Here is a 22,195-nt window from a genome sequence, read left to right as displayed (position 1 = left end):
TTAAATTTATTCCCGAGCACGCAATTTCATTACAAAAAGGAACTTCAAAAAAAACAAAGCCCGGCAAATGCCGAGCTTTTCGGTTACTGGAGTAGTTTTTTTACAATGGCGTTGACAGCCCTGCCGTCAGCCCTGCCCTTTACCCTGGGAAGGACTGCACTCATAACTCTGCCCATATCCTTAATGCTGTTTGCACCGACCTCAAATATGGTCTGGCGCACGATTTCTTCAAGCTCTTCCTCGGTAAGTTGCAGAGGGAGGTAACTTGACAGAATGTTAATCTCCCTTTCCAACTCCTCCGCCACATCCACGCGGCCGAGCCGTTCGTATTCCTCCTTAGCATCCCTGCGCTTTTTCACTTCTCTGGCCAGAACCTCTATAACTTCTTCGTCGTTCAGTTCGTGCATGCGGTTCTTTTCTTCATTAACTATAGCCGCTCTAGCCATCCGGATTACGGAAAGGCGTTCTTTCTGGCCTTCTTTTAAAGCCCTTTTCATATCTTCATTCAAAACGTCCTTTATGGACAACTGCCCATACCTCCTTGAGATCCTTACCTGTGCTTTCTGCGACGCGCTGCTTCGGACTTTTTCTTTCTTCTTACGCTGGGCTTTTCATAGTGTTCTCTCTTGCGAAGCTCAGAGAGCACGCCGGCTTTCTGACACTGGCGCTTGAACCTTTTTAAGGCACTGTCTATCGACTCGTTTTCCCCAACGCGCACTTCTGCCATCTTTATTCCCTCCCCCCGCATCTACTTTTAATGTAACAGATGTATATAAATTGAGTTATTGGCAAAGCATTATCCGGGAGGCCATGTCATAAACCTGCCGCCTAACAGATGAAAATGAAGGTGGTGAACCGTCTGGCCTCCATCATTTCCCGTGTTGACCACTAGTCTGAAGCCTTTGTTATCTATATTATTCTTCCGTGCCAGATTTTTTGCCACTAATAATATTTTTTTCACTATGTCACCGTTGCTATCGTCGATATCCATTATAGAAGTCAGGTGCTGTTTTGGAATAATAAGGAGATGGATGGGGGCCTGGGGATTTATATCCTTAAAAGCCAGGATATCGTTGTCTTCGTAAACTACAGCAGCCGGTACTTCTTTGCGCACAATCTTGCAGAATATGCAGTCCACTTTTTCCACCTCCTTTTCGACGCCTAAAGATATTTTTCGAAAGTTTATTAGTTTTATTCCACACAGGGCAGAGATTTTCCTGCTTGAGTTAAAATTTTTTAATTTCCCCAAAAATGTATTCGTCCCTGTTTTCGATCAGTCGTACCGGCAGTAAACGATTGTGTAGATCCTGGTCGGACCATACCGCCACCCTTATGTAATTGTCCGTCAGGCCATGGTACAGTCCTCGATTATCCCTTTCTTCAAAAAGCACGTCTAATACTTTTCCGGTTAAGCCATCTCTGAAGTCCCTCTCCAACCGCCGGCTCAAACGTATAAGTTCGCGACTCCGCGATTCCTTTACAGGACCGGGGATTTGATCGGGCATCTCGGCCGCCGGTGTGCCTTTTCGGGGTGAAAATTTGAATACGTGAAGCCTGCTAAAAGCCGCTCTTTCAATAAATTTACGGGTAATTTCAAAATCCTCATCGGTTTCACCGGGAAAACCAACTATCACATCGGTGGTTATGCCTACATCGGGCATAATATCCCTGATGAACCGGAGCCTCTCTTCGAATTCCGCTGTAGTGTAGCGGCGATTCATGAGCTTCAATATCCTATCGCTACCGCTCTGAAGGGGGATGTGAAAGTGATGGCAGAAGTTATCCAGGGATGCGAGCTTTTTTATTAAGTCATCGCTCAGTTCCATGGCTTCGATGGAACTCAGGCGTATCCTCTTAATGCCCTCTATCCTGGATAACCTTTCAATCACGTCGTAAAGTGTAGGGCCCCCTTTAAAATCCGCGCCGTACAGCCCCAGGTGTATTCCGGTAAGCACAATTTCCTTAAATCCGTCCCCCGCCAGGTTTTCAGCTTCCCTGATGATACTCTCCAGCGTTCTGCTGCGAACTGGTCCGCGCACGTAAGGTATTATGCAGTAGGAACAGAACATGTTGCAGCCTTCCTGAATTTTTAAAAAAGCCCTGGTCCTCTGCCTGTGTCCTCTGAAGGCTATTTCCTCAAAGTTCCTTGTCTGCATTATATCTTCCACTTCTATGATTTTTTCGTTGTTTTTCCCGGCCTGTTCTACCAGATCCACTATCTTATGGCGATCTTTTGTTCCCACCACTACGTCGACGCCGGGTATGCGCGAAACCTCTTCCGCTTCGAGCTGGGCATAGCATCCTACTACCGCTATTGTGGCCTCGGGATTCCTTCTTGCAGCCTTTCTGATTATCTGCCTGGATTTCCTGGCACCTTCGTTGGTTACCGTACAGGTATTGATGACGTAGACGTCGGCCACATCGTCAAAACCGACGAGTTCATAGCCCCTGTTTTTAAAAAGTTCCGCCATTGCATCGGATTCGTATTGATTGACCTTGCAGCCCAGGGTGTAAAAAGCTACTTTTTTAGGCATGATGACTTCCCCGATCACCTCCCAGATCACCTAATTCGTACATTAATACAGCCGTTACAACAAAACCCGCGGTTTCGGTCCGGAGTATTCTCGGACCCAAACTTACCGTAACAGCCCCCGATTTTCTAGCCCTTTCGATTTCCTGTACGGAAAAACCACCTTCGGGCCCGATTAGAACGGCTATATCCGGCACATCCGGGGGAACATTAGACAAAATTGATTTTAAAAATACTTCCCTTTCCCCTTCCCATGGTACCAGTACAATCCGGTAATTTTTTAACAATTCAAGGCATCCGTCAAAAGACACCGGTTCCCTGACGACGGGCAAATCCGGCCGCCGGCACTGTTTTGCGGCTTCCTTGGTTATCTTCCGCCAGCGCTCAGCCTTTTTTGATTTGCTCTCCCCCTCTATCTCCACCACCGTCCGCTCTGTGATGACCGGTACAAACTCCGATACGCCCAGTTCGGTGTTTTTCTGCAGTATCAGGTCAAATTTTTGCCCTTTTGGAACGCTCTGAAATAAAGTTATGCGCGGGCGTCTCGGCTCAAATTTATTTTTTTCAATTACCTTAACTTTTATTTTGCGATCTTCAGGGAACAATTCCAGTATCTGACCGGTGCCCAGGGCGTCCAAGCCGTTGGATAAACTTAATAGATCGCCTTTCCCCATCCTCAAAACCCTGGCGATATGGTGGGCGTCTTCACCGGAAATCTCCACCACTTCTCCTGGATTCATCTTTCCATGAATAAAAAAAATGGGCATACGGCATCACCCTCATCCATCGCCCGATAGCGTTTTCCGGGATACCAGGGCCACCCAGTCTCCCTTTTCAGCTTCCTCTATTACAACCAGTCCGGCCCTGTCCAGGGCCTGACAGACAGATTCCTTTCTACTTTTTATAATACCGGACGAAATGAATAAGCCTTCCTGCTTTAATTTTGACGCCGCAACTCCGGCCAAATCTATGATCACATCGGCGATTATATTTGCGACAATAATATCGGCCTTAGCGTCAACACAATCCAGTCCTTCTCCTTTTATAACCTCAACCGCTTGCGTCGTATCATTCCTCTTGATATTCTCCCGGGCTACCTTTACTGCCACCTCATCCTTGTCGATGGCCAGTACTTTCCCCGCACCTAGTTTTGCCGCTGCTATGGAGAGTATACCCGATCCACACCCCACGTCGATTACCGTCTCACCGCCCTCGATATATTTTTCCAGAAGTTCGAGACACATGGCCGTGGTTTCATGGGTTCCCGTACCGAAGGCCATACCGGGATCGAGCTCCACAACCACTTCACCTTTTTCGGGCTCGTAATGTATCCATGAGGGTCTAATGACCAGCCTCTTTCCTATGTGTATCGTTTTGTAGTAAGCTTTCCACGCATTAGCCCAGTCGCTTTCGTCGACGGATGATACCTCGACCTTGCCGCTGCCCACGTCTAGGCCGAATCGCGGAAGTTCCGCTATTCTCCGTTCGATTACCCGTAGAATATCATTCAGCCCCTCAGATTCAGGCAGATAACCGGTAACCATGGCCTGTTCAAAATCGATATCCTCGGGTATCTCTACGTACTCCCATGCATCTTTGTCCCGGTTGAGTAGGTCTTTAGGGTCCTCTATAACCACTCCTGCAGCTCCAGCTTCATATAGTATATTAGCTACAGCTTCTATGGCTTCGGTAGACGTCTTTACCTTAATCTCGATCCATTTCATTTTTTTCCTCCCGCCATTCATACGCCAAAGGCGTCTCTCATCTTATCAAAAAATCCCTTAGACTGTTTTTTTATATCCTCACCGCTGATCTCAGCAAACTTTTTCAATAGCTCTCTCTGCTTGTCGCTCAGTTTTCTGGGGATTACCACATTCACCTTTACATGCAAATCACCGCGCCCGTAACCCTTAAGGTGAGGCATTCCTTTACCCTTGATCCTAAATTTTGTACCCGGCTGGGTTCCTTCGGGGATTTTTAATTTTACCCGGCCGTCAAGGGTGGGAACTTCTATCTCATCGCCGAGAGCCGCCTGGACGAAAGATACCGGAGCCTCATAAATGAGATCGTCCCCCTGGCGCACAAAAAGCCGGTGAGGTTTCACGTGAATGATTACATAGAGGTCCCCGGCCGGACCGCCCCTGATCCCGGGCTCGCCCTCGCCGCTAAGTCTGAGGCGCGAGCCCGTATCGACTCCCGGAGGTATTTTTACCTTTATCTTGCGTGCTACTCTGACATGGCCCGATCCGCGGCACTCGGGGCAAGGCTCTTCTATCACGGTACCGCTGCCGCCGCACCGTCCGCAGGTAGTAATGCTGATATACCTGCCGAAAGGCGTGCTCTGCATTTGCTTAACCTGGCCCGTCCCACCGCAGGCGGGACAGGTCCTGGAGCCCGTCCCCGGCTTTGCCCCGCTGCCACGGCACTTGGGACAGGTTTCGGTACGGAATACTTCGATCTCCTTTTCGACTCCGAAAGCGGCCTCTTCCAACGTGATTTCAAGGTCGTACCTCACGTCGGCTCCGGGCACCGGACCCTTTTTGTGGGTCTGGCCGAAACCACCGCCGAAAAAGCTCTCAAATATGTCACCGAAAATGTCCCTGCCAAAATCGAAATCGCTGAAATCTCCGAAGCCTCCGCCGCTGAACCCACCTTGCGCAGCATTCGGGTCCACCCCGGCGTGGCCGAATCTATCGTACATAGCCCTTTTCTGGGGGTCGCTCAGCACCGCGTAGGCTTCGTTGATTTCCTTAAACTTTTCGGCCGCATCGGGGCTTTTGTTAACGTCCGGATGGTACTGCCTGGCGAGTTTCCTGTATGCTTTTTTAATCTCGTCTTCCGTGGCTTCCCTGCTTACCCCGAGAATTTCGTAATAATCCTTCTTGCTCAACAGGTATCACTCCAATAAAAGTCAGCCCAAAAAAGGGCTGACTGCCTACTTTTTATCATCCTCGTTTACAAACTTGTAATCGGCGTCTACCACTTTTTCGTCATTTCCCCCGCCTGTGGCTGTTCCCGCCTGAAAACCACCGGCGCCGGGGCCGGGGTTGCCCTGGGCTTCCTGAGAGCCGTAGAGCCTTGAAGAAATATCATAGAACGCTTTGGTAAGGTCATCGGTGGCTTTCTTAATCTTTTCTACATCGTCACTTTCTATTGCCTTTTTCACGTTTTCGATTTCTTTTCTCACCTTTTCCGCTTCTTCCGGTTTTATCTTATCCTTAAGTTCATTGAGCATCTTCTCTGACTGATAAATAAGCGAGTCGGCGTGGTTCTTCGCTTCGACTTTTTCCTTTCTCTTTCTGTCCTCTTCGGCGTATTTTTCTGCATCCCTGATCATTCTCTGTATTTCTTCTTCTTTTAAGTTGGTGGAAGAGGTAATGGTGATCTTCTGTTCCTTGCCGGTACCCAGATCCTTTGCCGAAACGTGCACTATACCGTTTACGTCTATGTCAAACTTGACTTCTATACGCGGTACCCCTCTGGGAGCCGGCGGAATACCCGTAAGCTGGAACCTGCCAAGAGTCACGTTGTCGGCCGCCATAGGCCTTTCGCCCTGTAACACGTGAATATCCACGGCAGTCTGCCCATCGGCAGCCGTCGTGAAGATCTGGCTTCTGGAAACCGGAATCGTGGTATTTCTCTCGATTATCTTTGTAAACACACCGCCGAGCGTCTCTATACCCAGCGAGAGGGGCGTCACATCGAGGAGAACCACGTCGCGCACTTCTCCGGCCAGCACGCCTGCCTGGATAGCGGCACCCATTGCTACTACTTCGTCAGGATTGACGCCCTTATGCGGCTCTTTACCCAGGAATTGCTTTATAGCTTCCTGCACTGCCGGTATACGTGTTGAACCACCCACCAGGATAATCTTGTCGATATCCTCCGGTCTCAATCCGGCATCCTTGAGCGCTTGTTCTGTGGGCCCCATTGTAGCCTCGACCAGATCCCTGGTTAGCTCTTCGAATTTTGCCCTGGTAAGCGTCATCTCTATATGCTTGGGTCCGCTGGCATCAGCTGTAATGAAGGGTAGGCTGATAGTGGTCTCGAGTACGCTGGAAAGCTCTATTTTAGCCTTTTCCGCTGCCTCTTTCAGTCTTTGCAGCGCCATGCCGTCTTTCCTCAGATCTATACCGTGTTCTTTGTAGAACTCGCCGGCTATATAGTCGATTATCCTCTGGTCGAAATCGTCGCCTCCCAGGCGGTTGTTGCCGCTGGTCGCCTTTACTTCGAAGACTCCGTCTCCGAGTTCGAGGATGGACACATCGAAAGTACCGCCGCCTAGGTCGAAGACCAGAATAATTTGGTCATCCCCTTTATCCAGGCCGTAGGCTAAAGCGGCCGCTGTGGGCTCGTTTATTATTCTCAATACTTCGAGACCGGCTATTCTACCAGCATCTTTGGTAGCCTGCCGCTGGCTGTCGGTAAAATACGCCGGCACTGTAATTACCGCCTGGGTTACCTTTTCCCCCAGGTATGCTTCCGCATCCTGTTTTATTTTCTGCAAAATCATCGCTGAAATCTCCTGGGGGGTATAGAGCTTGCCGTCTATGTTCACCTTGTAATCGGTCCCCATGTGCCTTTTAATCGATATCACGGTTCTCTCCGGGTTGAGTATCGCCTGCCTCTTGGCCATCTGACCGACCAGCCGCTGACCGTCCTTGGTAAAAGCGACGACCGACGGGGTGAGCCTTGAACCCTCGGCGTTGGGTATTATCACAGGCTGGCCGCCTTCAATGTAAGCAGCGACAGAGTTAGTCGTACCAAGATCTATGCCAATAATCTTACCCATGAGATGCCACCTCCGTTATTTTTTTGCAACTTTGACCAAACAGGGTCTTATAACCTTAGAATGATAAGTATAACCCTTCTGGAAGACTTCTACAACTGTATCGGTTTCGTACTCGTCGCTTTCAACCTTCATCATTGCCTCGTGGAAGTGCGGGTCGAAGGGTTTACCTTCGGCCTCTATTTCCCGAACCCCGTACTTGTTCAACACGTTTTTCATCTGATTATATATGAGTTTTACGCCATCGTATGTAGAGCTTTCGGTGTCCTTGATGGAATTTAAGGCCCTTTCGAAGTTGTCCAACACGGGGAGAATATCCTTTATCAGCTGTTCTCCCGCATAAAGGTGTATTTCCTCGATCTCCTTCTGGAATCGCTTCTTTAAATTATCGTAATCGGCCAGGGCCTTCATCCATCGCTCTTTATATTCAGCCGCCTCCTTTTCCTTTTCCTCCAGGGCTTTTTTCAGTTCTTCGGTTTCCGAGACGTTTTCATGCTCCGAATCCGAAATCGCGCCTTCCTGACTTTTTGCTTCATCGTTCTCGGGTGCGCTTTCGCATTCCAGGTTTTCATTGGGTTTTTCAGTCAAAAGAATCACCTCTCATCAAAAGTCCATTTCTCCCATGCCGGCTACCGATTCTGAAGCTCCCTTTGCTGCAGGCCCCTCGTCCCGTTTTTTGATAATAGTATCGATCCTCAGTATGGCTTGTGCTATTTCTCCCGCCGCTTTAACGGCATGGGTTTTTACCAGCGTCGGATCGATTACGCCGAGCTGTAACATATCCGCAAGCTCCCCGGTATCGCAATTGACGCCTATTGCATCGCTCGCTTTTTCCGCTTGGGTATAAATTACCTCTTCCAGTTTTTCCAGCGGGTTAAAACCAGCATTGTAAACTATCTGAGCCAGCGGCCGCTTGAGTGCTGCGATAACGCAATCGATGCCGTAGGAGGCCATTCCCTTTACCTTCTCCCTCTCTTTTTCCAGCTCCCTGGCAACGGCCACCTCCACAGCTCCACCCCCCGGCACTATGCCGCCTTTTACGGCTGCCTGCAGAGAAGAGGCCGCATCCTTTGCAATCCTCTCCCGTTCGCCGACTATTTCGGCGGTGGCTGCACCCACGAGGATGGTAGCCATGGGTTTGCCTTTGCCTCCCACGATCCTTATGTGCTCCAGCTTTTCGTCTTCGTAGGCCCTCTCCGCCTCTCCTATGTAATTTCTTATCTCTTCGACGGGCTTTTTAAGACCCATGCGCTTGATTATCCTGGCCCCGGTATGTTCCGCCACCTTTTCCAGGTCTCTGGTTGATACCCTCTCCAGGGCTATTACACCTGCGTCGGTCAGCATCTCCTGGGCCTCGTCGCAGATGCCCTTGCCCACCAGGACCAGGTTGACCTTAAGATCTATAAGTTTTTGTATATTTTGTTTGAACTCTTCCCTCAAGGCCAGGTAACGGGCAAAACCGGCTTCGGTGCCCAGGGCTTCCTCCTCTATCTTCTCCGGCTCCAGGGCATCGTCTATAACCATCACCCTAACGTCGTTAATCTCCTTGGGCATCTGTTTATTGACCTTTTCCTTGTCTACGATAATACCGAGAAAAACTTCGTTCTCGGCTCCCTCCCTCGCCATTACGATATCTCTTAGTTTGAAGTTCCTCTCCTTTAGCTTTTCTTCGCCGATGAGCTTTGCGGCCTGAGTGACCAGCTCCGCAATGTCTTCGTGTTCCCTGCCGGCAATAAAGGCGATATTTTTTAGCGCAGGGTCATCCATGCCTTTTACAGGAATGGACTTAGACTGGAGAAGTTCTTGAGCCCTCCTTACCCCGTATTTAATTCCCTCGATGACCCTGGCTACGGGAACTCCTCTTATTATCTGGTTGACTCCCTCCGAAACCATAGCACCGGCCATTATAGTAGCGGTGGTGGTTCCGTCCCCAACTTCTTCCTGCTGGGCTTTGGCTATGTTTATCAACATTTTTGCAGCAGGGTGGTTAATATCCATGAGCTTCAATATGGTTACACCATCGTTGGTTATGGTGACCTCTCCGAACCGGTCCACCAACATGATGTCAAGGCCTTTGGGGCCTATGGTGCCTTCCACTGCCGAAGATACCGCTCTTATGGCATTGGAATTCGTCAAAAAAGCGGCGAACTTTTCGTCGATTTCCTGGCTGTTGTTGTTTTTAAAGCTCAATATTACTACCTCCCCGGTTAAATCAAAGTAGAAAGGGTTTCGTTCAGGTAATCCTCCACTTTGTTCAGGATGGATACGACTTTTGAGTAGTCCATCCTGGTCGGACCTATAACGCCGAAAATGCCAAGACTCTTGCCGCCAACCTTAAAATTGGTGGTTATAATGCTGAACTCCTGGAGCTCCTTCCATGGGTTTTCGTTGCCTATGCTGATCGTGATTCGGTTCGGCTTTGAGGTAGATTTTAACACTCTTATTATGAAGTCTTCTTCTTCGATGAGAGACAGAAAGTTCCTCGCTTTTTCTACGTCCTTAAATTCAGGAAAGTCCAGCATCCTTGAGCTCCCGCTGGAAAACACTTTGCCGCTTTCCTTGACCTCCTGGAGTCTCTCAATCAATACTTGGATAAAGGATTTTAGTGCTTCCTCATATTCCCTCATCTCGTTTTTTATGCGATTCATGTAGTCCGGGGTTATTTCTTCCACGGTCTTTTCCACCAGGTATTTGTTGAACAGGTTAGAAATACGGGTAAGGTCGGAATCCTTTAGGTTTTGGGGCAGCTCGATAATCTGGTGCACGATAGTGCCGTAATTGGTCACCATAATCAAAAGGCCCTTTCCTTTTTCCAGCCTGAGAATCTCAACGTGCTTTAACCGGCTGTCGTGCAGCTGAGGCCCCAGTATGACCGTGGTGTAATTGGTCAGGTTTGATATAACCCGGCTTGTTTCCTCTATTAAGTCTTCCAGTTCCTTTATCCTCTTTTTGAATATTTGATGTATTGCATTGATTTCATTTTCGCTCAGATTAACTACGGGCATTAAAAAATCCACATAAAACCTGTATCCTTTATCGGACGGAATTCTCCCCGCCGATGTGTACGGCTGGGCTATATACCCGAGTTCTTCCAGGTCGGCCATTTCGTTCCTTATTGTAGCCGGACTTATCCCCATATGGTATTTTCTGGCGATAGTCCTTGACCCTACGGGCTCGGCGGTGGCGATATAATCAACCACTATAGCCCTCAGGATCTTTATTTTCCTATCGTCCAGCATACGAAAAGCACCTCTTTAAATTAGCACTCTCGTTCCGAGAGTGCTAAAATCCTACTTAAATAAATATCACTTCGCATTTCCTTTGTCAAGAGAACCTTAGATACGGAGTGGAATTTATGAGATTAACCATATCTTCCGGTAAAGGAGCTTTAAAGGATAAATAAGTGCCCGTTACGGGATAAAAGAAAGTCATCTCGGCACAGTGAAGGGCTTGCCTCTTTATTCTATCGTTTTTACCTCCATAAAGAGTATCCCCTGCTACCGGATGACCTTTGAAGCTTAAATGCACTCTTATCTGATGCGTCCGGCCAGTAACCGGTTCTATATCCAGTACAGTCAAATCTTTTAGTCTCTTCACTACTTTAAAACGCGTTATAGCTTTTTGCCCTTTTTCAGAAACGCATCTTTCGATCAGACTTCCTTCCCTCCGCGCAATCGGTTCAACAATTACTCCTTCGTTCTCTTTTACAACACCTTCAACAACGGCGATATATCTTTTTTTCATCCTGCCATGGGTTTGTATGAGGTTGTGCATATGCTGGCTGAGGGCTATTATCAAAACCCCCGTGGTATCCCTGTCCAAACGATTTACCGGGTGAAAGCCTCCCTTCTTGCCTTTTTGGTTTAGGTAATAGATAACGCCGTTGGCAATCGTATCGTTGTAATGAAATGCCGTTGGATGTACAACAACTCCGGGTTGTTTATTTAATACAATTATATGATCATCCTCGTATAAAATGTTTATCGGTACCGGTGAAGGCACTATACCGGATTTTTCAGTCAAATCTACCTCTATCACATCATTGCAACTTATCCTCGTATTTGTATATGCCGGAACACCGTTTATTAAAATTTTTCCTCCGAGTTTTAACCTTCTTATTGTTCTACTGGAAAACCCGTTGGCTTTGAGAAATTCTCCAACCGTTAACCCCTGCGAAGTTTCGTCTACTACAAATTTCATGCTACGTCCCTCACAAAAATTCCACAAAGGCTTCATTGGCCAGGTCAAGGCCCCTTTCGGTAAGTCTTATATATTCCCCATCTTCGGTGACAAGTTCCTTCTTTTTTAACAACTCCAGGACGCTGCCGTAAACCGAATCCGGATCCTTCCCGAATCTTTTGTAAAATTCGGCCTTTCTAACGCCCTTAATCAACCTCAGTCCGAGTATCATGAATTCAGATTGCTGTTCCTCCAGCGAGAGGGACTCCTCTCCTTCCACACCCTTACCCCTGCTTCTTACTCTTTCGGCATAATCTCTGATACCGTAAGCGTTATAAAACCTTACACCGTCCATAAAAGAGTGGGCCCCGGCACCGAGGCCCAGGTATTCGCCGTAAGTCCAGTACACTAAATTATGCCGGCACTCCCTGCCGGGCTTTGCAAAATTGGAGATTTCGTAATGCGAATATCCCCGCTCCTTCAAAATCTCTCTTGCCGTATGGTACATCTTCCTTTCCTCGTCCTCGGAAGGAAGGGGGAGCCGGCCCTCTTTTTGTAGCCTGTAAAACTCCGTCCCTTCCTCCACGGTGAGGCCGTAACAGGACACATGTTCCGGGGATAAATCCGCCAGCCTTCCCAACGAATACCTGAAGTCATCCACGCTCTGATTGGGCAGCCCAAATATCAAATCCACGTTTATGTTGTCAAACCCCTCTTCCCTGGCAATTATAAACTTTTCCTCAAAACCCTTTGCGGTGTGAATCCTGCCCATTATTTTCAAGAGCTCGTCCTGAAATGCCTGCAAGCCCATACTCAGCCGGTTAACCCCTGCATCCCTCAATACCGCCAGTTTCCTCCGCGACAGAGTCTCGGGGTTGGCCTCTACGGTGAATTCAAGAGAGGCACTTATATTAAAAGCTCCGTAGATGGTTTCTATGATCGAGGTCAAATCCCCTTCACTTAAAACGGTGGGAGTCCCACCGCCTATATAAATACTGGTAACGATCCGATTTATGCCCGAGTAAAAAGAAATTTCCCTTTTTAGGGAATCCACATAAAGAGGTATAGATTCTGTTTCAGCATAAGAATTGAAATCGCAGTAAGCACATTTTTTTACACAAAAAGGAATGTGAACGTAAAGGGCCAATTCTTTCATAGCATTTACCCCATTTTTAACACCGACATAAAGGCCTCCTGCGGCACTTCCACCTTACCCAGCTGCCGCATCCTCTTTTTGCCTTCCTTCTGTTTTTCCAAAAGCTTTTTCTTCCGCGTCACATCCCCACCGTAACACTTGGCAAGCACGTTCTTCCTGAGCGCTTTTATAGTCTCCCTCGCGATTATCCGGCCGCCGATGGCTGCCTGTATCGGAATTTCAAACAGCTGTCTTGGGATTACATCCCGCAGTTTTTCCACCAGCAGCCTTGCCCTGGCGTAGGCTTTATCTTTATGGACTATAAAGGAAAGGGCATCCACGATCTCTCCGTTTATGAGGATATCTACCTTACAGAGCTCGGATTTTTTATAACCGGTAAATTCGTAATCCAATGACGCGTATCCTCTGGTGCGGGATTTAAGCTGATCGAAGAAATCGTAAATTATTTCGGCCAGCGGTACATCATAGCGCATTATAACCCTTTTTTCGTTTATATACTGCATATCTTTGAAAATGCCGCGCTTTTCCTGGCAGAGTTCCATAACCGCACCCACGTAATCCGATGGAAGCATAATGGAAGCTTCTACGTACGGTTCCTCGATGTATTCTATCTTCGAAGGGTCGGGGAAATTCGTGGGGTTGTCCACCGTTATTTCTTGGCCGTCGGTTTTCTTTACCCGGTATACAACGCTCGGGGCCGTTGTGATCAGATTTATACCGTACTCCCTCTCCAGGCGCTCCTGAATGACCTCCATATGGAGCAACCCCAGAAATCCGCACCGGAAACCAAAACCAAGGGCCGCCGAAGTCTCGGGTTCGAAAAACAGTGCCGCATCGTTCAGCTGCAACTTCTCAAGGGCTTCTCTTAGCTTTTCGTAATCCTCTCCATCGGCCGGATATACGCCGCTGAAAACCATAGGCACCGCTTTTTTATACCCTGGCAGCGGTTTTTCCGCTGGATTTTCCGCATTGGTGATGGTGTCTCCCACGCGGGTGTCCTTTACATTTTTTATACCCGCCACCACGTACCCCACTTCGCCAGCCCGCAGGCTATCGGTGCTTACCATATCGGGACTGAAAATACCCACCTCGGTAACTTCGAAGGTCCTTCCTGTAGACATCATCTTTATCTTCTGGCCGGGTTCTATTCTACCTTCCATCACCCGCACGAAAGCTATTGCACCTTTATAGGAGTCGTACAGGGAGTCGAAGATCAACGCCCTGAGCGGTTCATCTTCCGACCCTTTAGGTGGAGGAATCCTCTTTACGACCGCTTCCAGAACCTCCTTTATGCCGATTCCTTCCTTGGCAGAAACGAGAAGCGCATCATCGGCCGGAAGACCGATAATATCTTCGATTTCCCGTTTTACGCCATCCGGATTGGCGCTGGGGAGATCTATTTTATTTATCACGGGCACTATCTCCAGGTCGTGCTCAAGGGCAAGATAGGTATTTGCTAGAGTCTGGGCTTCTATGCCTTGGGATGCGTCTACCACCAGCAGGGCTCCTTCACAGGCGGCCAGGCTCCTGGATACCTCATAATTGAAATCAACATGTCCGGGGGTATCTATCAAATTTAAAAGGTAATCCTTCCCATCATCAGCTCGATAAATCATCCGGACCGCCTGAGCTTTAATGGTGATGCCGCGTTCCCTTTCCAGATCCATCCTATCGAGTATCTGATCTTCCATCTTTCTCTCCGGTATGGTGCCTGTATATTCCAAAAGCCTGTCGGCCAGGGTGGATTTGCCGTGGTCTATATGAGCGATAATACAGAAATTTCTGATCCTCTCCTGCGGTATTGTCATGGAGGTTCCCCCTCTTTTAATGCGAAAGCTTTTCGATAAGTTTAATTATACATTCTGGGATATTTTTTATCAAGATAAATCCGCAGGTAGGAGAGATTTGCAGGATCGTAAACGCGAACCATATTTGGGATAATGATGTTCATGCCGGCGAACTTTATATCCACCCTTCGACGGTCGGCATAAAAATCGCCTATTTTTAAAAACTGTCTTATTGAAAATCGCCTGTCGAGAACGCAGAAATCGTAAGTTCTATCGGGCAAAATTTTAAAATCAAAGGTAATGGGGGCAATATCCAGCCCCATCGTGGAATATACCCTCACCTCGGCGAAGCGGAGTGTCAGGACGAGAACCACTGCGAATATTAAAAAAAGAGTAAAGAGATCTTTGATATACGGATCTTTGGTATACATAGAATACTCCTTTTTTTACCTCAGAATTGAAAAGTCGTTGGCACCTTTACAAATTATTTTTAACCGGAGGCAATTTTTTATTCAGGCTGGGTTTTGCTCAGGTCTTTTATGACCTCAGCCAAAGTTTTCGCAAAAGCCTTGGCCGATTCTATCGATTCTTCCATAGTGTTGCCGTGGCTACCTATTTCCACAAGTAACGCTTTTTTCGAAACGTGCTGGTTGAACCTCTGTTCCCGGAGGTCGATTTCTCTAGTTATACCGGGGTATAGCTCTTCCAGTTTTTTCTGTAAGACAAGCGCAAATTTATAGTTTTCCCGCCAGTAGGGATGCGGGAATACTTTATCTGTACCTACTACAAACATTATCCTCGAATAATACTTGTTATCTATCTTTACGGTAGTCACTTCCCTTGCCTTTTGAGGATCCGGCGCGGGAGCATCCCTGTGAACATCCAGCACTATCTGAATTGAGGGGTTTTTCTTAAGTACTTCCTGTACCGTTTTCAGCGAATTTGAGTAGGAATACATATAAGTGGGCACGTCATGGACGGTCTTGTTATGTATAGTCGGTATCCCGAGTCTGTTCAATTCGGACGTAAGTACCTCTCCCACCCTGGCGACTGTGAAGTTAAGGTCGTTGGTGTGAAAGGCCTGGTCTCTGGGCTTGTAATTGTATGCTTTAGAAGGCATGTAAGATTCCGTAGTATGGGTATGGTAGACGAGCACCAGAGGCTTACCGGCTACCGGCGTGACCTTTTCCACATCGCCGCCCTCATCCTCGGGGGGTGCCGGCGGAGGGTTACCGGATGACGTGTGTTCATTTTCTACAACCCCCGGTTCGGGCAATTCTACACCCGGAGTTAAAACCGCTTCTGTCTTGACCAAGTTTATAAGCGGTATCTGAAAGCTAAGGTAGCCCTTCGGCTGAAAAAGACCTAAACTCTCGGTCTGGAATTTTGAAAGGGATTCACCGAGGTTAAAAAAAACGACGTTTTCCGATGTATAAGCCCCGGCGGCAGGTATCGTCCACAATAAAAACGCACGGAACACCCGGGTATCAAGATCTCCAACTATCTTCACACGGTCAGGGTCTTTCAAATTGCCGAAAACCGGAGCTGACTTTGCCATAACAGTTTTCACGCTCAACACACCGACTGCGAAAAGCAGTACAACCGCCACTATGTATATTATTGTTTTTTTAATGCGTATTATCCTGAAGTTGATCAAAATTATCCCCTCCGGTTAAGCATATTCACCGGAGATAAAAAAAATGAGGCTTTTTTTAAACCTCACTGAAGAAAAGTACTGACCTCTTCGTAGGATATTCCGGGATGAAGGGCGAGATTTAAGCCGCCGGATAGGGTTTTGGAAATATTTTCTATAAGCGAATCTATTTCCTTGGGCGTTACTACCAGTTCACCGACAAATGGAGAAAGTACTTCCCGGATTAGCTGGTATTTTTCCTCCCTGTTCAAAGTCTGCAGCATTTTATAAAATTCGGATCCGGGTTTAGCCTGGCGTTCAAACTCCGCTATCAACATTTCCAGTGTATCGCTGGCGACAGTCGCTGCATCGACAACCGTCGGCACTCCTATAGCTATTACTGGTACGCCCATGCCTTTTTGCGTAATACCCATGCGCCTGTTGCCGACGCCGGAACCGGGATGTATGCCGCTATCGGAAATCTGAATCGTAGTACTTATTCTCTCCAGGCTTCTTGAGGCCAGGGCGTCGATCACGATAATAAGTTCGGGCTTTACCCTTTCCACGACGCCCTTTATTATTTCACCCGTCTCTATTCCGGTAATTCCCAATACTCCCGGTGCCAGAGCACATACCGGCCTTATTCCGTTTCGGGGGCTGAATCTTTCCGGTATAAGCTCCACGAGATGTTTTGTGACGATAAGTCTTTCAACCACTTTTGGACCTAGGGAATCGGGGGTAACATTCCAGTTACCCAGGCCTATGACCAGTACTGTCGATTCTACCGGGAGATTTATCATAAATTTTAATTCTTCGGCTAAATTTTTACTGACCTCTTCGGTTAACTTAGGATCCTTCTCTCTGAGCCTCGGTACTTCCAGTGTAACGTAGTATCCTTTTGGCTTCCCCAGGGCTTTCTCGCCATCTTCATTAATAATCCTCACGCGGGTTATCGCTATTTCCTGAGATTTTTCTGTTTCAATAAGCACGCCCGGGATCTCTTCTTTTCCGGTCATCTCCCGGGCTTCTATTGCAAGGTCAGTTCTAATGTTTATAATTTATCCCCCCTATCGTAGTTCCGTAGGTACGAAAGCGTCGACTATACCGATCACCAGCGAAGCAAGAAGAGCTCCCCACCAGGTTACTTTCATAGCCGGTACCAGGAACTGGGCAAAATATATTACGACCGCTGCGGTAATAAAACCCACAATTCCCCGACTCTGAGGTGAAATCTTTTCTCCGAGTATGCTTTCAACGATAAAGCCCATTATAGCGATTACGATGGCTGCGATTAGAGCTCCCGTAAAACCTGCAACCTGAAAACCGGGTAACAAAAAGCTAATGAGCATCAAAACTAAAGCTGATACGATAAACCTGATAATCATTCCCACCATATCTTTCCCTCCATTAATTTTGTTCTTTTTATATCTTCCCTCGATATTTTCATAATATACGGGTTGCATTTTAATAAATGAAATGATAAAATAGGTTTAGTGTTTTTAAGGGGGTGAAACGTTTGCCAAATACAGCTTCTGCTAAAAAGAAGATGCGCCAAGCCAGGAAGAGGACGCTGCGGAACCGGCTCGTAAAGTCAAAGATTAAGGCTGCGATCAAAAAATTCAACGAAGCGCTGAAATTGCAGGATGTTGAAAACATAAAAAGCGCCCTCATTGGTGCCGTTAAAGCCCTTGATAAGGCCGCTTCAAAAGGTGTAATCCATAAAAACGCGGCAGCCCGCAAAAAGTCCCGTTTATATAAAAAATTAAAAGAACATAGCATTGCCATTTAATTCCACGCGTAAGCTGTAGCCTTACGCGTTTTTTATTTCCAGGGTAATCTTAAATATTCGTGGGAACATAAAAATGTAGGATTTTAAATTTAGCCTTGGAGGTGGGTGCCGTGGACGGTAGAATCCTACAGCTTGAACAGCAGCTTCAGCAATTCCAGCAGAACCTCAACACCTTAGCTCAGATGGTCAACAATTTGCAGCGGGCGGAAAGCAATAACTCCAACCAGCTGGCACAGTTGATTGCCGCGGAATCCAATACAGCCCAGAGGTTACAGCAGCTTCAGCAGGCTGAACAGAGGGCTACCGAGCAGCTCAATACAATGCATAAGATGTGCAACGATGTCACCAGACAGTTGCAGCAACTGTCTTCGTTGACCCGTGAAGTCGCCAGCCAGATGACTCAAACGAACCAGCAGACCATGACCGCCGCCCAGCATACGGCTCAAACGGTAACCCCGGCCGGAGCCAATTACCAGCAGTACAGGGCCCAGGCCTACAACCGGGAATTCGGCCAGCATACTGCACAGGCGGTAGCACCGGCCAGATCGAACTACAATCAGTACAGGAATCAGGCTTACAACCAGGAATACGGGCAGCATACCACTCAGGCGATGACACCGGTCAGGTCGAACTATAATCAGTACAGGAATCAAGCTTACAACCAGGAATTCGGGCAGCATACCGCTCAGGCAGTTGCGCCGGCCAAGGCAAACCAGGAACAGTATAGGGCATCCGCTTATAACCAGGAGTTCGGCCAACACACGGCCAATTACGTTGCACCGGCAAAAAAATAAGAGCCTCCGAGGTACTAAATCCTACAGGTCACCCTCAACTCTTCCATTCCGAGGGTGACCTTTTCTCATTTCACCTATTTTAGTTAGCAGCATTTCAAGCCCTTTTTTTTCTTCTATGCGGCCCTTTTTCAAATCAATATCAAGCTGCTGGCAAAGAGCCAGAATATTTATTATTTGTTCTGTTGTAAAATTTTTCGCTTGTAGTACCATTTTTTTCAATGCAAAAGGATGCATGTTGAGAGCGTTCCGGAGTTCCTGAAAAGCAAGACCCTCGTTAGCCTTAACCGCCAGCAGGTTCATGAAATGTCTGGATACCATGAAGAGGATCACCAAAACCTTTTCGCCGGAATAGATAAGCTCATTTAAAATTTTAACGGCAGCGGGAACTTTTCCCTCGGCCAGGTAGTCGATGAGCTCGAAGATGTTTGCTTCTGTTGACTTGGACATTATAGCATCCAGGTCCCTTTTTTCGATTTCATCCTTGTCAGTAACATACGCTACCGCCTTTTTTATTTCTCCGTCCGCGTGGTAGAGATCGGCGGTAAACTGCGCCATATAAACAGCCGCCGATTGATCCATGGGTTTACCGTATTTTGCCGAACGGGCCTGTATCCAGCGAACTTTGTCTTTGAAGCTTAAAGGAGAAAACTCCTTTGCGGCGCCCTTTTGCTGTATGGCTTTGTAAATTTTTTTGCGCTTGTCTACTTTTTCTGCCGAAAAAATAAGGCATAAATACGGTGGGATGTTTTCCAAAAATTCAATAAACCGCGCCTCTCCGCTCCCGCTTTTTTCGGCCTTTTTTTTGCCTTCTTCGAGAAATACGGCATTGTAAATCACCACAACCCTTTTTTCAGCCAACATCGGCATAACCCTGCAAACATTCACTATCTCGTCGTAAGTTACATCCTCCCCATCAAGCGCCTGAAAGTCTACCACCTCATACGCCTCGGGAACATATTTGCTTTTTATCTTCTCGATAGCTTCCCTTATAAGGAGCTTCTCCTGGCCGTAAAACAAATAAAGTTCTCCCATTTTCGTATCCTCTTTTCAAAAAATAATTTCGCAATATATTTTAACATCCTTATCCATGGTTTAAAAGTGTCTTTTGTCTTTTGAAAATTAATTGATTTTTTTCTGTGTGTACAGCCTTACGTTATTTCCCCTTATTTTAAAGCTGATGGCTCCGTGAATGTCTGTTCTAAACACTTTAATCTTACTTTTTTCCAAAAGTTCGATAACTCTAGGTGATGGATGTCCAAAACTGTTATTTTTCCCCACTGAGATCACCGCAAAGTCAGGGTTTACTTTATTTAAAAATTCTGGTGACGTGGAAGTGTTACTTCCGTGGTGGGCAATCTTAAGCACATCTGCTTCTACGTCGCATTCGGCCATCACATCCTTTTCCCCTTCAAAGCCGAGATCTCCGGTAAACAAAAACCTGAATCCCCTATAGATCATTTTTAGCACCACCGAATTGTCGTTATCGTCCTCAAAAAGCTCGTGCTTTTTCGGGTTTAAAACGTGAAAAACCGCTTCCCCAACACGGAAGATATCACCCCTTGAAACCGTAAGGACCGGTATTTTCTTTTTGGCCGCGACCTCCACCATCTTCCGGTAAATCTCAGAATAATCCGGATGGCCGATTACCACCGCATTTACATCCATTTCCTCAATTATTGATAAGAGTCCTCCGGCGTGGTCGGAATCAAAATGGGTGAAAACCACCACATCCAGCTTTCGAACACCCTGCTCGTAAAGATACGGCAAAACCACATCTTCTCCGATGTCAAAACTGCCCTTATAGTACGCGGGCATCCCGCCTCCGTCTATTAGGACCGTCCCCCCATCTTTTGTTTTTATAAAAATGCAGTCCCCCTGGCCAACGTCCAAAAAAGTCACTTCAAAGCCGGGTTTGACCCAAAATATGCTCCACGCTACGATTAAGAAACAAAGGCCGATAACGGCAAATTTTTGCCTTCTTTTTATCCCTAAGGCTTCCACTGGTGCAAAAACCGCGGCAATCAGGGCAAAATATGCCAAGACCGCAAGAGGTCCTAAAGAAGGAACCGAGAAGGTAGCAAAAGGCAGCCTTGACGCCAAGGTCGTTACCCAATCCATCAAAAAGACCAGCACTCCGGTTATTTTTACAATCGGGACAGCAAAAAACGGAAGGAAACTCACGATACCCGTCAAAAATCCTCCTAAGAGGGCTGCTCCAGCCAGCGGCACTATAATGAAGTTTAACAAAAAGCCTGCTAAGGATATTTTGTGAAAATAATATGCTAAGAAAGGAAAAAGCAGCAATTGAGCGGATATGAGGACTGCCAGGGAATCACGGAAGAAAGCGGGAATTGAAACGAAAAATCGCTGTAAAGGCTTGAAAAATAAGATTATACCTAATGTCGCAGCAAAGGAAAGTTGAAAGCTAGCCGAGAAAATATTGAAGCTGTTTGCCAAAAGCAGCAGAAAACCGGCAAAACCGAGGCTGTTTAGCGGATCGCTTTTCCTTCCGATCAACCTTCCGAGCATAACCACTTCCAGCATTACCGCCGCTCTCAAAACCGGCGGCGACATCCCCGCCATTAGCGAATAAAATAAAACAGCGATGTTGCCAAAAAAGAAACAAGCCCTCGGGGAAAGCTTTAAAAATTTCAATACCCCTTCCACTGCGGCGTAAACTATGCCAACGTTCAATCCCGAAGCCGTTAGGACATGGAGAACTCCTCCATCGCTAAAAGCTTTTAAAACATCTTCCGGGATATCCCCTTTAAGACCCAGCACGATTCCCGAAAGCAGGGATGCTAGTTTAGGTGAAAGCGCGCGCCGGTAAAAATTTTGTATCCTTTCCCTAAAATCTAAAGCGGATTTTACCAGCGGGTTTACATCAGCCCTGCCCAAATATTTCATTTCCCGGGAAAACATCGTAGCCGTTATGCCCTTTTGCACAAGATATGCCCTGTAATCGAATCCACCAGGATTTTCATAGTTGGTTGGTATACGAAGAAACCCAGAAAACTCCGTCGCATCGCCGTAATTCAATAATTCCGCTGAATCTTTACGGGCTACCGATACACGAATTTTGCCCGGAGCTTTAATGTATTTACCGTCCTGTAAAATATATAAAGTCTTGACTTCGTAAGTTACTTTTGTTTCATCAACCTCCGGCGGCGAAACCACAACGCCAACTACGGTTCTATAATTTCCCGCATAATTTGCTATGGTGCCTTCCAAATTGGTAGACCAGAAATTGTGGTATAAAGCCCCCGCAGTAAATACAATAATTCCCAGAAAAACCGTCTTTCGAAAATCCCGTGCAAAAAAATAAAATCCAAAACCTGCTATAAGCGCCAAAGCAAAGGGCCATAAAATTTTTATGTATTCTCCAGCAACAATGCCCGCAGCAAAGAATAAAAAGACAAATAAGAACGGGCGATACATAGCCCGACCTCCATAACTGTCATTTAGTTAATTTTACCATTTAGGATTGGGAAAGACAATCACCCCGGACCTTCATTCGTTTAAAATTTTAGCAACTTTT

22 protein-coding genes are annotated in these 22,195 nt (G+C 47.0%); 2 read left to right on the top strand and 20 right to left on the bottom strand.

What is annotated here, in order from left to right:
• Positions 1 to 83: 83 nt before the first annotated feature.
• The 18 genes from TOCE_RS04565 to TOCE_RS04480 all read right to left on the bottom strand — a co-directional run bounded on the left by TOCE_RS04565 (position 84) and on the right by TOCE_RS04480 (position 17,468).
• Positions 84 to 527 carry a GatB/YqeY domain-containing protein gene (locus TOCE_RS04565; protein WP_013275721.1) on the bottom strand — a complete coding sequence of 148 codons (444 nt, stop codon included), beginning with the start codon at positions 525 to 527 and terminating at the stop codon, positions 84 to 86.
• Between the two features lie 23 nt (positions 528 to 550).
• Positions 551 to 727 carry a 30S ribosomal protein S21 gene (rpsU, locus tag TOCE_RS04560; RefSeq protein WP_013275720.1) on the bottom strand — a complete coding sequence of 59 codons (177 nt, stop codon included), beginning with the start codon at positions 725 to 727 and terminating at the stop codon, positions 551 to 553.
• Positions 728 to 796: 69 nt separating this feature from the next.
• A complete protein-coding gene (locus TOCE_RS04555) occupies positions 797 to 1,138 on the bottom strand; it encodes a histidine triad nucleotide-binding protein (RefSeq protein ID WP_013275719.1) in 342 nt (113 codons plus the stop codon).
• A gap of 88 nt (positions 1,139 to 1,226) precedes the next feature.
• Positions 1,227 to 2,534, bottom strand: a complete 1,308-nt coding sequence (mtaB, locus tag TOCE_RS04550; RefSeq protein ID WP_041423861.1) for a tRNA (N(6)-L-threonylcarbamoyladenosine(37)-C(2))-methylthiotransferase MtaB — start codon at positions 2,532 to 2,534, stop codon at positions 1,227 to 1,229.
• Positions 2,527 to 3,297: an RsmE family RNA methyltransferase gene (locus TOCE_RS04545; protein WP_013275717.1), complete on the bottom strand. Its 771-nt coding sequence runs from the start codon at positions 3,295 to 3,297 to the stop codon at positions 2,527 to 2,529. Before TOCE_RS04545 ends, mtaB begins: the two co-directional genes overlap by 8 nt.
• 12 nt (positions 3,298 to 3,309) lie before the next feature.
• The gene (gene prmA, locus TOCE_RS04540) at positions 3,310 to 4,254 is read right to left on the bottom strand and encodes a 50S ribosomal protein L11 methyltransferase (protein ID WP_013275716.1); all 945 of its coding nucleotides are present in this window, start codon (positions 4,252 to 4,254) and stop codon (positions 3,310 to 3,312) included.
• A 17-nt stretch (positions 4,255 to 4,271) separates the two neighbouring features.
• Positions 4,272 to 5,420, bottom strand: a complete 1,149-nt coding sequence (gene dnaJ / locus TOCE_RS04535; RefSeq protein ID WP_013275715.1) for a molecular chaperone DnaJ — start codon at positions 5,418 to 5,420, stop codon at positions 4,272 to 4,274.
• Between the two features lie 45 nt (positions 5,421 to 5,465).
• Complete coding sequence (dnaK, locus tag TOCE_RS04530) at positions 5,466 to 7,322, bottom strand: molecular chaperone DnaK (protein WP_013275714.1); 1,857 nt, start codon at positions 7,320 to 7,322, stop codon at positions 5,466 to 5,468.
• A 15-nt stretch (positions 7,323 to 7,337) separates the two neighbouring features.
• Positions 7,338 to 7,916 carry a nucleotide exchange factor GrpE gene (gene grpE / locus TOCE_RS04525; protein WP_425358473.1) on the bottom strand — a complete coding sequence of 193 codons (579 nt, stop codon included), beginning with the start codon at positions 7,914 to 7,916 and terminating at the stop codon, positions 7,338 to 7,340.
• Positions 7,917 to 7,922: 6 nt separating this feature from the next.
• On the bottom strand, positions 7,923 to 9,509 hold the full coding sequence (locus tag TOCE_RS04520) for a TCP-1/cpn60 chaperonin family protein (protein ID WP_013275712.1): 1,587 nt from the start codon (positions 9,507 to 9,509) through the stop codon (positions 7,923 to 7,925).
• Between the two features lie 17 nt (positions 9,510 to 9,526).
• Complete coding sequence (hrcA, locus tag TOCE_RS04515) at positions 9,527 to 10,558, bottom strand: heat-inducible transcriptional repressor HrcA (protein ID WP_013275711.1); 1,032 nt, start codon at positions 10,556 to 10,558, stop codon at positions 9,527 to 9,529.
• 85 nt (positions 10,559 to 10,643) lie between these two features.
• On the bottom strand, positions 10,644 to 11,519 hold the full coding sequence (locus TOCE_RS04510; RefSeq protein ID WP_013275710.1) for an RluA family pseudouridine synthase: 876 nt from the start codon (positions 11,517 to 11,519) through the stop codon (positions 10,644 to 10,646).
• Between the two features lie 10 nt (positions 11,520 to 11,529).
• A complete protein-coding gene (gene hemW / locus TOCE_RS04505; RefSeq protein WP_013275709.1) occupies positions 11,530 to 12,654 on the bottom strand; it encodes a radical SAM family heme chaperone HemW in 1,125 nt (374 codons plus the stop codon).
• Between the two features lie 5 nt (positions 12,655 to 12,659).
• Positions 12,660 to 14,462 (bottom strand): translation elongation factor 4, encoded by a 1,803-nt coding sequence (gene lepA, locus TOCE_RS04500; RefSeq protein ID WP_013275708.1) that lies wholly within the window; start codon positions 14,460 to 14,462, stop codon positions 12,660 to 12,662.
• 41 nt (positions 14,463 to 14,503) lie between these two features.
• Positions 14,504 to 14,872 carry a hypothetical protein gene (locus tag TOCE_RS04495; protein WP_013275707.1) on the bottom strand — a complete coding sequence of 123 codons (369 nt, stop codon included), beginning with the start codon at positions 14,870 to 14,872 and terminating at the stop codon, positions 14,504 to 14,506.
• Between the two features lie 77 nt (positions 14,873 to 14,949).
• The gene (gene spoIIP / locus TOCE_RS04490) at positions 14,950 to 16,098 is read right to left on the bottom strand and encodes a stage II sporulation protein P (RefSeq protein WP_013275706.1); all 1,149 of its coding nucleotides are present in this window, start codon (positions 16,096 to 16,098) and stop codon (positions 14,950 to 14,952) included.
• Between the two features lie 62 nt (positions 16,099 to 16,160).
• Positions 16,161 to 17,132, bottom strand: coding sequence for a GPR endopeptidase (gpr, locus tag TOCE_RS04485; protein ID WP_041423860.1), 972 nt, complete (start codon positions 17,130 to 17,132; stop codon positions 16,161 to 16,163).
• 9 nt (positions 17,133 to 17,141) lie between these two features.
• Positions 17,142 to 17,468 (bottom strand): phage holin family protein, encoded by a 327-nt coding sequence (locus TOCE_RS04480; protein WP_013275704.1) that lies wholly within the window; start codon positions 17,466 to 17,468, stop codon positions 17,142 to 17,144.
• A 122-nt stretch (positions 17,469 to 17,590) separates the two neighbouring features.
• On the opposite strand from TOCE_RS04480, the gene rpsT reads away from it, so the two are divergent.
• Together rpsT and TOCE_RS04470 are read left to right on the top strand one after the other, a co-directional pair.
• Positions 17,591 to 17,863: a 30S ribosomal protein S20 gene (gene rpsT / locus TOCE_RS04475; RefSeq protein WP_013275703.1), complete on the top strand. Its 273-nt coding sequence runs from the start codon at positions 17,591 to 17,593 to the stop codon at positions 17,861 to 17,863.
• A gap of 110 nt (positions 17,864 to 17,973) precedes the next feature.
• A complete protein-coding gene (locus TOCE_RS04470) occupies positions 17,974 to 18,657 on the top strand; it encodes a hypothetical protein (RefSeq protein WP_013275702.1) in 684 nt (227 codons plus the stop codon).
• 21 nt (positions 18,658 to 18,678) lie between these two features.
• Here TOCE_RS04470 and holA read toward each other — a convergent pair whose 3' ends face one another.
• Together holA and TOCE_RS04460 are read right to left on the bottom strand one after the other, a co-directional pair.
• Positions 18,679 to 19,689 (bottom strand): DNA polymerase III subunit delta, encoded by a 1,011-nt coding sequence (gene holA / locus TOCE_RS04465; protein ID WP_013275701.1) that lies wholly within the window; start codon positions 19,687 to 19,689, stop codon positions 18,679 to 18,681.
• A gap of 87 nt (positions 19,690 to 19,776) precedes the next feature.
• Positions 19,777 to 22,095, bottom strand: a complete 2,319-nt coding sequence (locus tag TOCE_RS04460) for a DNA internalization-related competence protein ComEC/Rec2 (protein WP_013275700.1) — start codon at positions 22,093 to 22,095, stop codon at positions 19,777 to 19,779.
• Positions 22,096 to 22,195: the final 100 nt, after the last annotated feature.

It is taken from the genome of Thermosediminibacter oceani DSM 16646, from assembly GCF_000144645.1.
GTDB lineage: Bacteria > Bacillota > Thermosediminibacteria > Thermosediminibacterales > Thermosediminibacteraceae > Thermosediminibacter > Thermosediminibacter oceani.
The sequence above is the reverse complement of the archived record's forward strand: the minus strand, read 5'-3'. Positions and strand labels throughout refer to the sequence as shown.

Excerpts from the sequence above, each read along its gene's own strand:
- lepA (WP_013275708.1), bottom strand. The coding sequence starts at position 14,462 with ATGACAATACCGCAGGAGAGGATCAGAAATTTCTGTATTATCGCTCAT.
- dnaK (WP_013275714.1), bottom strand. The coding sequence starts at position 7,322 with ATGGGTAAGATTATTGGCATAGATCTTGGTACGACTAACTCTGTCGCT.
- prmA (WP_013275716.1), bottom strand. The coding sequence starts at position 4,254 with ATGAAATGGATCGAGATTAAGGTAAAGACGTCTACCGAAGCCATAGAA.
- hrcA (WP_013275711.1), bottom strand. The coding sequence starts at position 10,558 with ATGCTGGACGATAGGAAAATAAAGATCCTGAGGGCTATAGTGGTTGAT.
- rpsU (WP_013275720.1), bottom strand. The coding sequence starts at position 727 with ATGGCAGAAGTGCGCGTTGGGGAAAACGAGTCGATAGACAGTGCCTTA.
- TOCE_RS04460 (WP_013275700.1), bottom strand. The coding sequence starts at position 22,095 with ATGTATCGCCCGTTCTTATTTGTCTTTTTATTCTTTGCTGCGGGCATT.
- TOCE_RS04480 (WP_013275704.1), bottom strand. The coding sequence starts at position 17,468 with ATGGTGGGAATGATTATCAGGTTTATCGTATCAGCTTTAGTTTTGATG.
- mtaB (WP_041423861.1), bottom strand. The coding sequence starts at position 2,534 with ATGCCTAAAAAAGTAGCTTTTTACACCCTGGGCTGCAAGGTCAATCAA.
- hemW (WP_013275709.1), bottom strand. The coding sequence starts at position 12,654 with ATGAAAGAATTGGCCCTTTACGTTCACATTCCTTTTTGTGTAAAAAAA.
- TOCE_RS04495 (WP_013275707.1), bottom strand. The coding sequence starts at position 14,872 with ATGTATACCAAAGATCCGTATATCAAAGATCTCTTTACTCTTTTTTTA.
- TOCE_RS04545 (WP_013275717.1), bottom strand. The coding sequence starts at position 3,297 with ATGCCCATTTTTTTTATTCATGGAAAGATGAATCCAGGAGAAGTGGTG.
- TOCE_RS04510 (WP_013275710.1), bottom strand. The coding sequence starts at position 11,519 with ATGAAATTTGTAGTAGACGAAACTTCGCAGGGGTTAACGGTTGGAGAA.
- holA (WP_013275701.1), bottom strand. The coding sequence starts at position 19,689 with ATGGGAGAACTTTATTTGTTTTACGGCCAGGAGAAGCTCCTTATAAGG.